Consider the following 16,038-nt stretch of genomic DNA (forward strand, 5'->3'; position numbering starts at 1 on the left):
AGAGTATTTTAAATTTAGTTATCTTTTTGGCGTGCAAACTTTAAGGTAAATTTTACTTTAAACGTGCAAACTTAATAGTCCCATCACACCCTAAATCATGTTCTAGATTGAAATAAATTCCGGCTTATCAAAAGAAAGGTTTTACCAATTAAGAAGGACACTAAGTATGGCACTTAGTGTCCTTTTGGTTGTTAGCCAGTTATCACGTCATACTGACTTTGCCTATCAACTGCGCTTCTGGGTAGGTTTCAATGGTTTCGGCTTCGCCACGGTGATCGCTGGCTAGCTTTTCATAAAGCAGCGGTAAGACAATCAAAGTGAAGAAAGTACCAATGAGCATGCCTGCGACTAAGATAATACCTATGCTGTTGCGCGCTTCTGCGCCTGCACCGGTTACCAATACCAAGGGGAAGTGACCAAGCACGGTTGCACCTGTGGTCATCAGTATGGGTCTTAGACGTGTGGCCGCAGCCCCTTTTACGGCTTCAAATTTCGATTTACCTTCAAGCTGTAAATGGTTCGCAAATTCAACAATCAAGATGCCATTTTTGGCTATTAAGCCTATGAGCGTGATTAGGCCGATTTGACTGTAAATGTTGACTGTCGTGAGTGATAAAAACGGTAACATCAATGCACCTGCGAGTGCCAAAGGTGCGCAGCCGAGTAGTACCACGAGCGGATCTCTAAAGCTGTTGAACTGGATCGTCAGTAAGAAAAACACCACTATCATGGCAAACAAAAGTACGCCAACCATGGTATTGCCTTCTTTTCTTAGCTGTCTTGATTCACCAGCGTAGTCAATGGAGTAGTGACTAGGTAAGACGTCTGCTGCAATTTCCTCGACCTGTGTGAGCGCTTGCTCTTTGGTAATGTGTGGCAGTGTGCCTGCCAATATTCTAAACGAGTTTTGCTGATTGAATGAGCCAAGCACTCTAGGGCTTGTAAAGGTGCGCAAGGTAGCAAACGCTGAAATCGGAATAAGATCGCCAGCATCCGTTCTTACTTGCATATTAAGAATGTTCTCAGGATTGTACCTTTCGCCATCGCCGACAATGGGAATGACGCGGTAGGCTTTGCCTTCTTTGTTGAAGTAGTTGGCAAAATTATTCGACATATAAATGCTAAGTTGCTCGTTTACCGACGACAAGTTTAGACCTAAGTCAGCAACCAGCTCTCGGTCGATTTCAAGCTCGGCTTGCGGCAAGTCGATTTTTAGGTCGGTATTGACGAACATAAAGCTGCCACTGGCGGTTGCGCGTTGAATAATCTCATCAGCGTACTGCTTCATCGCGGTTGGGTCGTCACTGGCACGGAATACTACTTCAACGTCAAACTGCCCTGCGGTAGGAAGCGATGCCGGTAGAATAGGGAATAAACTTAGCCCAGTCACGCTGCCTAACCGGCCGTATAGATCGTATAGCAAGTCGTGCACTGAGTTTTCTCGCTCATCAAATGGTGCAAGCTCTACACCACCAAAACCTGCTGCTGCCGTAATAATCTGCCAAGTAAACTCAGCGCCTTCAGTGGCGTTCATGACCTCGGCAGTGTCATTCATTTTCGCTGACGTATAAGCTTGAGAAGACTCAGGTGGTGCTTCCACTACGACTTGGATACTGCTTTGATCTTCGATAGGGGCTAGCTCTTTTTGTGATAACAGGTAAAACGGCACCGACAATAAAGAGAACACGATAGCGACAAAAAAGACCTGTGGACGCCACTTAAACAAGGTATCGAGTGCACGAAAGTAGAACGCTTGTAATCGATCAAAATAGCCATTGACCTTTTGCGTTAATTTACCTTCTTTACCGCCTTCGGGATTAACGTAAGCACTCATTATGGGCGATAAGGTAATAGCAACCAGTCCAGAAATTAATACCGCAATGGCTAGGGTGAACGCGAACTCTCTGAATAAGAACCCCGTTAAACCTGTTAAAAATCCGATTGGCGCGTAGACCGCAGCAAGGGTCAGCGTCATGGCAATTATTGGGACGAGTAATTGACGTGAACTGATAAGCGCGGCTTGTAATCTGGGTTTGCCTTCGCGCATATGACGCGCAACGTTTTCAACCACCACGATGGCATCATCCACTACTAAACCAACAGAAAGCACGATAGCCAAAATAGTCAGTAGGTTGAGTGAAAAGCCCATTGCTGAGATCACCGCGATTGCGCCTAAAATCGAGATAGGAATGGTAACCAGCGGCACCATGGCGGTTCTAAACGAGCCCATCATCGCGAGTACAACAATCCCCACGAGTAGGACGGTTTCCCCAAGCGTGGTGAAGATTTCTTTTATGGAATCACGCATATAAAGCGTGCCATCGTAGCCAATTCTTAGATGCATGCCGTCGGGTAAGATGGTATTTATCTCATCAATTTTTTTATACAGCGCGTCACCAATATCGATTTCATTGGCACCTGGTAATGCCCACACCGCTAAGAATACGGTATCGTGGTCATCAAGGCGTGCGGTTACCATGCCTTCGGCTTCACCGAGTTCTACCGTGGCGATGTTACCGAGCTTGAGTTGCGTGCCATCGATTTCTTTTACCACTAGGTTGTTAAAATCAGCTACCGTTTTTAACGAGGTATTGGCCATTAGGTCGATGCGTTGTCTGTTATTTTCACTGTAACCTAAGGTGGCAATGGTGTTGTTTGCTTGTAGTGCGGCAAATACGTCGCTAGCACTTACGCCATAGATAGCGAGTTTTTCGGTATCGAGCCAAATTCGCATTGCTGGATCGCGGCCACCTTCCAGCGTCACTTTTTGTACACCGGGAATATCAGACATAGAAGGGACAACATTTCGGATCAAATAATCGCTCACGTTATTACGTGGCAGACCTTGAGATTCCACATCGAGATAGAATACCGCATACGGACTATCGGCACGTACGATTTGAATGGCTGGATCTTCCGCTCCGCTGGGTAACTCAAACTTAATCTGGTTTAATCGGGTGGTCAGCTCAGCCAAGGCATCGGTGGTACTATGATTAAGTTCAAGCCAAGCGGTAACTTTGCTAAGTCCCGAGGTAGTTATCGAGTCTACATAGTCGACGCCAGGAACAGTAGAGGCCACTCGCTCGATTGGCTCGGTAACATAGCCTTTAACGACGTCTGCGGCAGCGCCTGTATAGACAGTGTTGATCACCAGTGAGGCACTTTCTATTTTTGGATATTGCTGCACCGATATATCTCGGGCGGCATTAAACCCCGCTAGCACAATAAGCAATGACACCACGATCGCCAGTACCGGCCGGTTAACAAAAATATCCATGATAGACGGCTTATTTTCGTGTAATGCGCTCATTACTGGCCTCCGTTATTGCCATCAACAGCAGCAACCTGATCGGTATAAACCAATAAGTTTTCTTGTAGCTTAAATGCGCCTTCAGCAGCAATAAATTCACCACCACGCAGGCCAGATAGTACAAGTTGCTGATCGTTTACCTTATCGCCTAAAGTAATTTTTACTGGTTTTGCTCGCCAGTTTTGGCTGTCGTCCTTTTCAAGTACATAAACAAACTCGCCAAAGTGATTGCGCGTAATTGCATTGGTTGGCACAACTGCGGCGTTCACAATCTCGGTTGGTACATTGACTAACACCATTTGATTGTGGCTGAGTGTGCCATTGCTGTTTTGTAGCTCAGCACGATAACTTTGTTGGCGCGATGCGATATCGACCATTGGCATTTTGGCTGATACGCGAGCAGGCATTTGGCTGCTAGCATTAGAAATTGCCACGCTAACGTCTTCGCCTATATTAGGTTGTGGTAAGGTTTGTGGAATTTTGAAATCTACCCAAATGCTGTCGTCTAATCCAACCAAGAAAGTGATTTCGCTATTGGCATCAAGTAATTGACCAACCTGATATTGTTCTAACCCCGTTTGACCCGGGTAAGGTGCACGAATGGTTTTTTTCTCGATTAATGTGGTTAGTCGTTTTACGTCTGCCTGATTAATTGCCACCTCGGCTTCGGCTTTGTCCACCTCATCTGGGCTGATCCGCTTTTGTTCTAGTAATTTGGCAACCCGTTGATAGGTTGATTTAGCAAGCTTTACTCGAGCTTTAGCCGCTAATAGATTCGCCTCATCAATGCTGCTATCTAAGCGTAGTAATACTTGGTTCGCTGCTACTTGCTCACCGGGCTGAAAACCGACGTAAGTGATAAGACCTGGATACTCGTTACTAATGGTGACGGTGCGCTTGGCATGGAGCTGACCTACAACCTTAACCGATTTAATATGCTCAGTGGTTGATACATACGTGCTTTTTACCGAAGCCGAGGGCTCTGGGAAAGATTCCCCAAAGGCGATCGCCGCTTGGATTTGTGTAAACTTCACAAATCCAAGGCTGGTAATAACGATGAGAATGATGACAACGGCCATAAGCCAACGTTTGATGTTCATTGTGATTTCCTTAAGTTAACGAAGCTCGAGCGCTTGCAATTCTTTCTCTATACGTACCAGAGAGTCTTGAGTGATAGGTTGTTGCCATGGATAACTGTTAAGTAGCCTCACCGTGCTGCGAATAACAGGATCATTAAGCTCAAGTGGTGCGAGCAATGAAGCTGTGCCCTCAACAATTTGCTTAGTTTGTTGCAAGCGCAGTACTTGCTCATATCCCACGGTAAGCGCCCAACCGGTGATGATAATTTCTTCTATCATGTCGTGTAGATCTGGTGTAGCTTGCAACTCACCTGCTTCAATGCCATCAATTAGCGCTTGTTTAAACACGTTTTCACAGCCACCACAGGATTCGATAATTTTATTGGTCCAAAACTCAGAAGCCCTTTTAATCACCGCCTCATTGGTAGAGTAGGACTGCAATTCATAATCAAAAGAGAAGCGTTTTAGCTTTTGTGGCGAGATAAGACACACCGCGAGCATGCGTTCTGGCGTGCTAAGTGGTAACGACAACACTTGCTTAAAAACACTGGATGTATGGGTAAAAGACTCATAGGCCAGCGCCATTACTAGGTCTTCTTTGGTCTGCACAAATTTATAGATTGAGCCCATAGACAATCCTGCAAGCAAAGAGACCTTTGCCATTGTAAAGTCAGTGACTGAAGACTCATTAATGCATTGTTCCGCAGCGTTTAAAATCATGCGTTGCTGGGTTTCTTTATCATATTTAGGTGCCGGTGCCATCGTTTCTCCTTAGGGTTTGAACCTTATTCGAATGACATTCGAATAAGGTTCAATTATAGAGAGCATTTTTAAAAGTGCAATAAGTAATCAGAGGGGCTTGTTTGAAAATGCGATTTAAAGATATCAAAGGGAGTAGAATGAATGCGCTGTACGGCGTTCCTCTGAAAGAACGCCACGCTAATTAACCAAAGCTCAGGTTAATTATTTAGTGATTTAAAATCCAGCTTTTAATTGGCTTTAACCACTCGTCTCTCGGGAGATAAAAAGCGCCGTGTTCCTTACCGGTTGAAATCGAAAGCTCTGTAAAGCTTTTGAGGTTTGCAGAGCGTGCTTTCACAAAGTCGCAAGAACCTACTTGATCTGAGGTTTCGTAAACCGACAACACCTTGCCGTAGAGTTTAATCTCGGTTTTACTTTTGATAAGCCTAGCGCAGCCTGCTAGTACCACGTAGTGAATGGCATCATTTTTTAATGCATCACTTGCCATTATCGTTAACGCGCCACCGCGAGAAAACCCCACGAGTGTAATGTTGCTGGCGCTGACGCCCGCGTCCAGTAACTTGTGAACCTTGCTAACCAAGGTTTTTGTATACGCTTCTGGTGCGACGCCTTTAGGGCGATGCTCAGCAATTAGCGTATAGGCATCATCACTTAATGCCTGTTTGATGGCTGGAAAGTCATATTTACCCCAGCGCTTATGAATAGGGGTTTCATTATCACCTTCGACGATATAGCCATGAGAGTAAAAAACATATTTGGCAGATGGATTAATCTGCTCAGGTATATCTGGGTAAACTGCTGTTGCTGAGGCGATCGACGCCATGCAAGCAGCAAATGAGGTGCATACAGCACGTAGTAAACGATTCATTTTTGAGTTTTTTTAGTTGATGTAGAGAGATGGTAGCCAAGCTTTGATAAAAGAAGCAAGCGTAGCGCGATGGGTTATTTTGTATGAGAGAGTTGTGAGAACGAGTTTATTTTGTGGGATCCGGCTCATTGTGTGGGAGCGAGTTCACCTCGCGATCTCTTAACTGCTCGCCGCATGAAGCGGCTCCTACCAGAGTGGCTTACTTTATGGCAGCAGGGTTATTTTGTGGGAGCGAGTTCACCTCGCGATCTCTTAACTGCTCGCCGCATGAAGCGGCTCCTACCAGAATGACTTATTTTATGGGAGCGAGTTTATCTCGCGATCTCTATATCATTTGGCGCTTCAGGCTTACGCCATGGCTAGTTCACTCTTATCACCCATCCAGCGCCAGATAATCGGGTCAACAATATCGCTGTGGTTTTTTAGCACGGTAAAAGCGAGGCTTCTCACTTGCGGTAATAAATGTTTATCACGGCTAAGATCGGCAATTTTTAGCTCCGCCAATCCAGTTTGTTTTGTACCAAGCACTTCACCCGGGCCGCGGATCTCAAGGTCGCGCTCGGCGATGACAAATCCGTCGTTACTTTCTCTCAGCACCCCCAAACGCTTTTGCGCAGTGACCGACAGTGGTGCATGGTAAAGTAGTAAACAATGTGATGCGATTTGCCCACGACCAACACGGCCGCGCAATTGGTGAAGCTGCGCCAGACCCAAGCGCTCAGGGTTTTCAATGATGATAAGGCTAGCATTGGGTACATCCACGCCAACTTCAATCACGGTAGTGGCAACCAGCACATGGGTATGACCTTGTTTAAATTCGTCCATGATGGTCTGTTTTTCTTGGGCTTTCATGCGACCATGTACCAGCGCAATATTAAGTTCTGGCAAGGCTTCGGCAAGTGCTTTGGCGGTGTCTTCTGCGGCTTGGCATTGTAACGCCTCCGACTCATCTATCAGCGTACATACCCAGTAAACTTGACGCTTATCTTCAACACAGGCCTTTTGTACTTTTTTGATCACTTCATTGCGTCTGGTGTCTGGCACGGCGACGGTTGTGATAGGGGTTCTGCCCGGTGGTAGCTCGTCGATAATTGAGGTTTCAAGATCTGCATAGGCCGTCATTGCCAAGGTTCTCGGGATTGGGGTTGCAGTCATCACCAGCTGATGTGGATAGCAATCGCCAAACTTTCCCTTTTCTCTCAGCGCTAGGCGCTGATGCACACCAAAACGATGTTGCTCGTCGATGATGATAAGCGCAAGGTTAGAAAACTGTACTTGCTCTTGGAATAACGCATGAGTGCCGACTACCATCTGTGCTTGCCCTGAAGCAATACGCTCAAGCGCATGAGTGCGTTCCTTACCTTTGGTTTTACCACCCAGCCATACGGTTTCTATACCCATAGGTTCAAACCAATTAAGGAAGTTGATGCCGTGTTGTTCGGATAGGATCTCAGTGGGAGCCATCAGTGCTACTTGGTAACCTTGTGCGATAGCCGTTAACGCGCTAAGGGCTGCCACAAGCGTTTTTCCTGAGCCGACATCCCCTTGCACCAATCGCATCATGGGGTAGGGATGTTGTAAATCGCCTTTGATCTCTGCCACTACTCGACTTTGGGCATTGGTGGGGGCAAATGGCAAGGATGACAAAAACTGAGCTTCAAGTGGGTTGGTGGGCGGTAGTGCAACCGCTTTTACCGCTTGACCTTTTTGCCTAAGCTTAAGCAAGCTGAGGTTTTGCGCCAATAACTCTTCAAATGCCAATCGTGCCTGTGCAGGATGTTGCCCGAGCTCTAATTGCGCTAAATCCACTTCCTGTGGTGGACGGTGCAGTAATAACAGCGCTTCTTTTAGGCTTTGCTGCGATGGTCGATATTGAGCTGGTAAATAGTCTGGTACATCATATTTGCGTAGTAACTCAACGGCTTGATCGGCAATTGCCCGAATGCTCAGTTGCTTTAATCCTTCGGTGGTAGGATAAACTGGGGTAAGCGTCGCAAGGCTCGGATCGCTCGGTGCAGAGCGCGTCTCTTTGATGCTGTATTCTGGATGCGCCATTTCAAAGCCATAATGACCGCGGCGAACTTCACCAAAACAGCGGATCACTTTGCCCGCTTGCATGGCATTTTTTTGTGCTGCATTAAAGTTGAAAAAGCGCAGCGCGATCCGCCCCGTCCCATCATTAACATAACACACCAACATGCGGCGTTTGCCTTGCGTGATTTCGCTGCGTTCAATCTCGGCTTCAATACTGACATGGCTATGCGCTTGCAGCTCGCAGATAGGATAGGTGCGCGCACGATCTTCGTAGCGTAGCGGAAGGTGAAATAACATGTCTTGCACCGATTGAATGCCAAGTTTGGCCAAACGCTCGGCCGCTTTTGGGCCTACGCCTTTTAATTCGGTGATTGGATAAGTGGCCAAATTTGGTGTCGACATGCTAATCCTCTAGCGCGATCCGCGTTATTTATTTCTTCTGCGTAAACTTAAGAATGTCCCAAAAAGCGTCGTCTGCAACGATTTCACCGTGCTCATCAAGTGCCGGGTAAGGTAGCCCTTTTTCGCGACAGCGGGTTGCAATGATTGGATGACATCCTTCAAATAGTAACTTATGTTTTACCACAGGATCCATCATGTCTGTACGTTTGTACAGTCCTACTGCATCTCTTTGGCGCTGCGCTTCGTATAAAATAAGCGCTGCAGCAACAGACACATTGAGTGATTGCACCATACCTTGCATTGGGATCACGATGTGCTGATCCGCATGCTCAAGTGCGCGCTCTGAGATCCCTAAACGCTCTTGCCCGACAATAATAGCGGTAGGTTTGGTGTAATCAATTTCACGAAAATCAACGGCGCTATCGCTAAGGTTGGTTGCTAATAATTGTACACCTGGGTTTTGTTCACGAATTGTCGCAACAGCTTGGTCTATATCCTCATGCATATGGGTTTCAACCCAATTTTTGCTGCCGCCAGAGGTATTGTTTGTTAACCGTCTTTGATCTTGTGGCCATACTGCGTGTACGTGGTGACAGCCAACCGCATCTGCGGTACGCACAATCGCTGACAGATTATGGTGCTTATGCACTTCATCTAGGCACACTGTGAGGTCGGTTTGGCGTCTATCTAATACGCTTTTTACACGATGGAATCTATTCTCAGCCATCTACTTACTACTCTAATCAAAAAATTCCCGCGATTATAACAAAAAAGAAGCTAGGGCATAACGGTGCGCTGAATTGGGTTTTGCAGTGAGATCAGCGTTTCGGTTGACTGGATAGACTCAATGGTCTGCACTTTATTAATAAGCACATCCTGAAGGTGGTCGATGGAGCGCGCCATCACTTTGATAAATATGCTGTAATTGCCTGTGGTGTAGTAAGCCTCAACAACTTCTTCAAATTCCTTTAAACGTGCGATGGCTCCCGGGTAGTCGCCGGCGTGTTTTAAGTTTATTCCGATAAAACAGCAGACATCATAACCAAGTCGTTTGGCATTAATGCTCACTTGAGTCCCTTCAATGATCCCCGCTTGCTTCATTTTTTCGACCCGAACATGGATGGTACCGGCGCTAACAGCAAATCTTTTTGCTAATTCCGCGTAGGGCGTTCGTGCATTTTCTTTTAAAGCGTGAAGGATGGATCTATCCAGATTGTCGATCTCATAATTTTCCATGTAAATATCCATTAACAATTATCGTTTATATAAAATTTATAGCATATTTTTGATGAAAATAATTATGTAAAGGTGTTTTTGTTGCGGGTTATTGATGTTTGTGTCGGTTTCTTTAAATATAGACTCAACAAAACGACAAATTCGGGAATGAGGACCTAACCATGTTGAGCAAGTATCAAGAGACACAAAAACAGATAGCACGAGTAAAACAAGTATTTTCAGCACAGCTAACCGAGCAATTGAGTTTAGTTGAAGTACAAGCGCCTATTTTGGCGCGTTTGGGCGACGGTATTCAAGACAACCTAAGTGGCCACGAGCAGGCGGTGCAGGTAAAAGTGAAAACGCTACCGGATGCGCAGTTTGAGGTAGTGCATTCACTTGCTAAGTGGAAGCGTAAAACACTAGGCGATTATGGTTTTGCTAAAGGCGAAGGCCTCTATACGCACATGAAAGCGCTACGTCCAGACGAAGATAAGCTATCGCCAATCCATTCTGTCTATGTGGATCAGTGGGACTGGGAAAAGGTGATTTGCGAAAACAGTGAGCGTTCGCTGGCAAAACTAAAAGAAACGGTAGAAACCCTTTATCGTTCAATTAAAGCAACGGAAAAGGTCGTTGAAGACGAGTTTGGCATTGCGGCATTCCTTCCTGAGAAAATTACGTTTGTGCACAGCGAAGAATTACGCACTATGTATCCAGATTTTACTGCCAAGCAACGTGAAAAAGCGATTGCCCAAGAATATGGCGCGGTATTTTTAATTGGCATTGGTGGTGAGCTTGGGGACGGTAAGATTCATGACGTTCGCGCGCCGGATTATGACGACTGGTCAACGCCAACGTGCGACAAATACCAAGGGCTTAACGGTGATATTTTGGTGTGGAACCCAGTACTAGAAGACGCTTTTGAAATCTCATCAATGGGCATTCGTGTTTGCCCTGATTCGCTTGCAAGACAGCTTAAATTAACCGATGACGAAGCACGCTTGAGTTTAGATTGGCACCAACAATTAGTAGCGGGCGAATTACCACAAACCATTGGGGGTGGTATTGGCCAATCGCGTTTAGTGATGTTGCTGTTGCAAAAGCAGCATATTGGTCAGGTACAAGTTGGGGTATGGCCTGAAGAAGTACGTAGCAGCGTAGCTGATTTGCTTTAAACAGATCGCGAGGGTGAACTCGCTCCTACTGGGTGAATACTCTGGTAGGAGCCGCTTTACGCGGCGAGCAGTGAAAAGATCGCGAGGGTGAACTCGCTCCTACTGGGTGAATACTCTGGTAGGAGCCGCTTTACGCGGCGAGCAGTGAAAAGATCGCGAGGTGAACTCGCTCCTACAAAGTGAATACCTTGGTAGGCGCTGCTTTACACGGCAAAATAACATTCTGTTTTAGAGGAATAAGTTTAGTACAGTGATAGGTTTCTGGGTTACTCACAACGCTGAATTTATTCCTCGACTTTTCCTTATTCTCATCCCTAGTGTATTCTTATACGTTACTCGGTATAATGCCCGCTTTTAGCTCTGCGGCAGACTTGAGTAAACCAATATTACTCGGCCGGTACTTATTGTTGAGAATGACTATGACATCACCTACACGCGGTAATCTGTTTATCCTTTCTGCGCCTTCTGGTGCGGGTAAATCAAGTTTAATCAAAGCGTTATTGGAAAAGCACGACGATATTAAAGTGTCGGTGTCTCACACTACGCGTGCTCCTCGTCCAGGCGAAGAAAACGGCGTACATTACCATTTTGTCTCGGTTGATGAATTTAAGCAGCTGATCGATAAAGGCGATTTCTTTGAGTGGGCGCAAGTATTCGAAAATTACTACGGCACTTCAAAACAAGCGATAGAAGATCAGCTTGCCGCTGGTATTGATGTGTTTTTAGATATCGACTGGCAGGGTGCGCGTCAGGTGCGTGGGTTGATGCCTGAAGTAAAGACCATCTTTATTTTACCTCCTTCAACTGCGGAGCTAGAAAAGCGCTTAAATGGTCGTGGTCAAGACTCTCAAGAAGTAATCGCAGGTCGCATGGCTGAAGCGAAATCAGAAAGCTCACACTACAACGAGTTTGACTATATTCTTGTCAATGATGACTTTGAGCAAACACGCGGTGAGCTTGAACATATTGTGATTGCCGCAAGACTTGAGCAAAAAGCACAGTCTATCCGTCATCAAGCGCTTATCGCTGACTTGCTAAAATAATTACTTTTAAACCTGAGGTTTTTTAATCATCAATACTTGGCGAAAGGCTAGACATACAGTAAACTAGCCTTTTGCATAATGAACTGAATTTGGAGTGCTTCGATGGCTCGCGTAACTGTAGAAGATGCAGTAGATAAAATTGGTAACCGCTTTGACTTGATTTTAGTAGCAGCGCGTCGCGCTCGCCAAATTTCTGTAGGCGGTAAAGATCCTATGGTTGATGCTGAAAACGACAAGCCAACCGTAATCGCGCTACGTGAAATTGAGCAAGGTTTTGTAACCACTGACTCGCTTGATATTATCGACCGTGAAGAGCAGCAGCATCAAGAAGCTGCAGAGCTTGCTGCAGTAGCTGCAATCGTTGGTGGCAATCGCTAATCCAACCACTGTCTAGATTCAATAATGCCAGCTTTTTTGCTGGCATTATTGTTTTATAGCAATTGAAATTAAGCAAATTGGTATAAATCGCCAGCACATTACACAACGCGTAACGCCTTTAACTTCCTAACAAGTAGCATAAATTGTTCATTGGCATTGCTGGTGTTTCATCGTATATTCTTAAGTAACTAGCTTGTAACCCGTTTTATACTCGCCGAGTATAGCTTCTCTGAAACATTGGAGTGTGAATGTATCTGTTTGAAGGCCTCAAAAAGAAAATCTCAGAATATTTGTCACCAGAAGACGTCGATTTGGTGCAAAAAGCCTATGTCGTGGCCCGTGAGGCACACGAGGGACAGACGCGCTCTAGCGGTGAGCCCTATATCACTCACCCAGTAGAAGTAACCCAGATCCTTGCGAGCATGAGGCTTGATCATGAAACACTCATGGCTGCGCTGATGCACGATGTTATTGAAGACACTGACTTTAGCCAAGACGATTTAGCAGAGATCTTTGGTGATACGGTAGCCGAGTTGGTGGAAGGAGTGTCAAAGCTCGATAAACTGAGCTTCAAAGATAAAAAAGAGTTCCAAGCCGAAAACTATCGTAAGATGATCATGGCGATGACGCAGGATATTCGTGTCATCCTTATTAAACTTGCAGACAGAACGCACAATATGCGAACGCTAGGTGCTTTGCGTCCTGACAAGCGCCGTCGAATTGCCCGCGAAACACTAGAGATTTATGCGCCAATTGCAAACCGCCTTGGTATTCATGATATTAAAAATGAGTTAGAAGACCTCGGGTTTCAGGCGTTATATCCGATGCGCTATCGTGCGTTACGTTCAGAAGTCGCAAAAGCACGTGGTAATCGTAAAGAAGTGATCAGCAATATTCAGTCTGAGATTGAATCTAGATTGGAAGAAGCGGGTATTCAAGGCTCAGTAAAAGGCCGTGAAAAGCACTTATACAGTATTTACCGCAAGATGCTGAATAAAGAGTTAATGTTTAACGAGGTGATGGACATTTACGCCTTTAGGATCAATGTCGACAACCTAGATACTTGCTACCGTGTGCTAGGCGTTGCACATAATTTATATAAGCCAATTGAAACTCGTTTTAAAGACTATATTGCCGTACCGAAAACCAACGGTTATCAGTCGCTTCATACGTCGCTGGTAGGCCCGCACGGTATTCCGGTAGAAATCCAAATTCGTACTCACGATATGGATCATATGGCGGATAAAGGGGTAGCGGCGCACTGGATGTATAAAAAGTCAGGCGATAATGCCGGCCATACCGCGCAGCAGCGTGCGCGTCAGTGGATGCAAAGCTTGCTTGAACTGCAGCAAAGTGCAGGCTCGTCTTTTGAATTTGTGGAAAACGTTAAAACCGAATTATTCCCAGAAGAAATTTACGTCTTTACGCCAGATGGCCGTATTGTCGAGTTACCTATGGGCGCAACGGCGGTAGATTTTGCCTATGCCGTGCATACCGATGTGGGTAATACCTGTGTAGGTGCTCGTGTAAACCGTAAGCCTTATCCTTTGAGTAAAGCGCTCGATACCGGCCAAACGGTCGAGGTTATTACTAGCTCAGGTGCACACCCTAACGCTACTTGGCTGAATTTTGTGGTAACGGGTAAAGCACGCCTTGGGATCCGCAATTATCTCAAGAGCCAACAAGAAGAAGAAGCGATCCAACTAGGCCGCCGTTTACTCGACTCGGCACTGGGTGAGTATAAGCTAGATGATATTGCTCAAGAGCAAATCGACAACGTACTTGAAGAGCATAACCTCAATACCTTGTTGGAGCTGCTGGTTGAGATTGGCTGTGGCAATATTATGAGCGTATTGATAGCGAAGCGTTTACTGCAAGATGATAATGCGGTAGAAGATATTGCTAAACGTGCTAAAGCCGCGATAATCGGAACAGAAGGCATGTTGGTAACCTATGCTAAATGTTGTCGCCCTGTGCCAGGTGACGCTATCACAGCATATATGAGCCAAGGCAAAGGCCTAATGGTTCACCGCCAAGAATGTAAAAATATTAAGGGTTGGCGCAACGAGCGTTCGAAGTACTTCGTCGTGAAGTGGGAAGACAACCCAGAGAAAGAATATATAGCAGCGCTGCGTGTGGAAATTATTAACCACCAAGGTGCGTTGGCTAAATTAACCAATGTGGTTGCGACGACTCAAGCTAACATTGTCGAAATCGCAACGGACGAAAAAGAAAGTAATTTATACGTGATTGATTTAGGTATTACCGTGAAAAACCGAATTCATGTCGCTGATATTATGCGCCGAATTCGAGTGATGCCAGATGTACAACGCGTGTATCGTAAAAAATAAAGGAACATTAATGAACAAAGCTATTATTTCAACAGATAAAGCGCCAGCAGCAATTGGCACTTACAACCAAGCGGTAAAAGTTGGTACTGCGGTCTATTTATCTGGTCAAATTCCATTGGTGCCAGAGACGATGGAATTTATTTCTGAAGATTTTGCAGAGCAAACGCACCAAGTGTTCAAAAACCTTATCGCAGTATGTGAAGAGGCTGGTGGCGAGTTACAAGATATGGTTAAGGTTAATATCTTCCTAACTGATCTGAGTAACTTTGCAACGGTCAACGAGATCATGGCTCAGTATTTTAGAAAGCCATACCCAGCTCGTGCTGCAATTGGTGTAAAAGAACTACCAAAAGGCGCACAAGTTGAGATTGATGGCATTATGGAGTTACCTTCAACTAACTAACCTCAGGTTAACTAATAGTTAGATATATTTCTTCGCTCCAGTGTCAATCGCTGGAGCGGCTTTTCAAAAAGCCAACACAGTCCACTCATTTTCCCCTCGCATTAGATTACAGGAAGTCCCATGACCGCAGCCAGCGCACTTACTAGCCGTGCATTGAAATTAAAAACAAGTACTGCTGATCTTCACGACCGTATAGATAGCAGCATTATGGCAAAAGACCCATTCGCCAGCATTGAGCGTTATCTCCAGTTTTTGACTCTTCAGTACCTGTTTCTTAACGATGTCGCTGCATTATATGAGCACCGTGAACTCTCTATGCATATTGACGATCTCAAATCGCGCCGACGGCTTGGGTTGTTAGAGCAGGACTTTGCTGACTTACAGCACACATTACCTGTGCCGTCTTTGTCGCCGTTTATCACAACTTCAACCGAGTTTGCGACTGCTTTGGGAGCGCTTTATGTCGTTGAAGGCTCTAAGGTTGGGGCCGCGATGCTTGGGCGTCAAGTGCAGGCGCGTTTGCCTGTCACAGGTGAGTATGGTGCGCGTTACTTAGCAGGCCCAGGTTCCGGGCGCGGCAGTGCGTGGCGTCACTTAATTCAATTTATCGATACGGTTGAGTTAACTAGTACGCAAGAAGATGCATTGATCACCGGCGCTCGTCAGGCATTTATGCGTTTTCAGCAGTATCAAGCAGAGGTCTATACTTAATACAATTGGTATAAGTTGAACGGAGAATAACAGGGTTGTTGTCGCGACATAGTGTCGCGACAGGTTAGTGACTAGCACATATTGGTTGGGCAATCACAATGTAATGTATTTGGCTCAGGAACACACGCTAACGCCTTAGATGGGCAGGCCATCGTTGGGCCATCGGTGTCACAGTTTAAGTCGCGACTACAATAGTAGGAACAACCACCACCAATCTCACGGGTCTTGTTGTTATCCAAAATTAGCTTACTACCTGCTAATGACTTCAATTGCTTTTTGTTCAGTTTTAAATCCATCGTTTATT

The 16,038-nt window shown here is 45.6% G+C and carries 14 protein-coding genes; 6 read left to right on the forward strand and 8 right to left on the reverse strand.

The annotated features are described in order from the left end of the window. Positions 1-202: 202 nt before the first annotated feature. From QSH61_RS02140 to asnC, 7 genes are all read right to left on the reverse strand, one after another. On the reverse strand, positions 203-3,310 hold the full coding sequence (locus QSH61_RS02140; RefSeq protein WP_206471810.1) for an efflux RND transporter permease subunit: 3,108 nt from the start codon (positions 3,308-3,310) through the stop codon (positions 203-205). Further along, positions 3,310-4,410, reverse strand: a complete 1,101-nt coding sequence (locus QSH61_RS02145) for an efflux RND transporter periplasmic adaptor subunit (RefSeq protein ID WP_206471811.1) — start codon at positions 4,408-4,410, stop codon at positions 3,310-3,312. Before QSH61_RS02145 ends, QSH61_RS02140 begins: the two co-directional genes overlap by 1 nt. 15 nt (positions 4,411-4,425) lie before the next feature. Further along, positions 4,426-5,151, reverse strand: a complete 726-nt coding sequence (locus QSH61_RS02150) for a TetR/AcrR family transcriptional regulator (protein WP_010605871.1) — start codon at positions 5,149-5,151, stop codon at positions 4,426-4,428. A gap of 205 nt (positions 5,152-5,356) precedes the next feature. Further along, a complete protein-coding gene (locus tag QSH61_RS02155; protein WP_206471812.1) occupies positions 5,357-6,019 on the reverse strand; it encodes an alpha/beta hydrolase in 663 nt (220 codons plus the stop codon). Positions 6,020-6,367: 348 nt separating this feature from the next. Next, entirely contained in the window at positions 6,368-8,455 is a 2,088-nt protein-coding gene (gene recG / locus QSH61_RS02160) for an ATP-dependent DNA helicase RecG (RefSeq protein ID WP_206471813.1), read from the reverse strand. 28 nt (positions 8,456-8,483) lie between these two features. Next, positions 8,484-9,182, reverse strand: a complete 699-nt coding sequence (gene trmH / locus QSH61_RS02165; protein ID WP_206471814.1) for a tRNA (guanosine(18)-2'-O)-methyltransferase TrmH — start codon at positions 9,180-9,182, stop codon at positions 8,484-8,486. A 50-nt stretch (positions 9,183-9,232) separates the two neighbouring features. After that, positions 9,233-9,691, reverse strand: a complete 459-nt coding sequence (gene asnC / locus QSH61_RS02170; RefSeq protein WP_010374296.1) for a transcriptional regulator AsnC — start codon at positions 9,689-9,691, stop codon at positions 9,233-9,235. A 161-nt stretch (positions 9,692-9,852) separates the two neighbouring features. On the opposite strand from asnC, the gene asnA reads away from it, so the two are divergent. The 6 genes from asnA to QSH61_RS02200 all read left to right on the forward strand — a co-directional run bounded on the left by asnA (position 9,853) and on the right by QSH61_RS02200 (position 15,734). After that, on the forward strand, positions 9,853-10,848 hold the full coding sequence (gene asnA / locus QSH61_RS02175; RefSeq protein WP_206471815.1) for an aspartate--ammonia ligase: 996 nt from the start codon (positions 9,853-9,855) through the stop codon (positions 10,846-10,848). A gap of 419 nt (positions 10,849-11,267) precedes the next feature. Then, on the forward strand, positions 11,268-11,891 hold the full coding sequence (gene gmk, locus QSH61_RS02180) for a guanylate kinase (protein WP_206471816.1): 624 nt from the start codon (positions 11,268-11,270) through the stop codon (positions 11,889-11,891). Between the two features lie 102 nt (positions 11,892-11,993). Continuing rightward, entirely contained in the window at positions 11,994-12,269 is a 276-nt protein-coding gene (rpoZ, locus tag QSH61_RS02185; RefSeq protein WP_010374289.1) for a DNA-directed RNA polymerase subunit omega, read from the forward strand. A 248-nt stretch (positions 12,270-12,517) separates the two neighbouring features. After that, on the forward strand, positions 12,518-14,620 hold the full coding sequence (gene spoT, locus QSH61_RS02190) for a bifunctional GTP diphosphokinase/guanosine-3',5'-bis pyrophosphate 3'-pyrophosphohydrolase (RefSeq protein WP_010605866.1): 2,103 nt from the start codon (positions 12,518-12,520) through the stop codon (positions 14,618-14,620). A 10-nt stretch (positions 14,621-14,630) separates the two neighbouring features. Beyond that, positions 14,631-15,023, forward strand: coding sequence for a deaminase RidA (ridA, locus tag QSH61_RS02195; protein WP_010374286.1), 393 nt, complete (start codon positions 14,631-14,633; stop codon positions 15,021-15,023). A gap of 120 nt (positions 15,024-15,143) precedes the next feature. Beyond that, positions 15,144-15,734 (forward strand): biliverdin-producing heme oxygenase, encoded by a 591-nt coding sequence (locus tag QSH61_RS02200; protein ID WP_206471817.1) that lies wholly within the window; start codon positions 15,144-15,146, stop codon positions 15,732-15,734. Between the two features lie 71 nt (positions 15,735-15,805). Here the strand turns inward: QSH61_RS02200 and QSH61_RS02205 are convergent, their stop codons facing one another. Then, positions 15,806-16,030 carry a hypothetical protein gene (locus QSH61_RS02205; protein WP_017218402.1) on the reverse strand — a complete coding sequence of 75 codons (225 nt, stop codon included), beginning with the start codon at positions 16,028-16,030 and terminating at the stop codon, positions 15,806-15,808. Between the last annotated feature and the right edge of the window lie 8 nt (positions 16,031-16,038).

This window comes from Pseudoalteromonas sp. JC3, from assembly GCF_030291895.1.
Classification (GTDB): Bacteria; Pseudomonadota; Gammaproteobacteria; order Enterobacterales; family Alteromonadaceae; genus Pseudoalteromonas.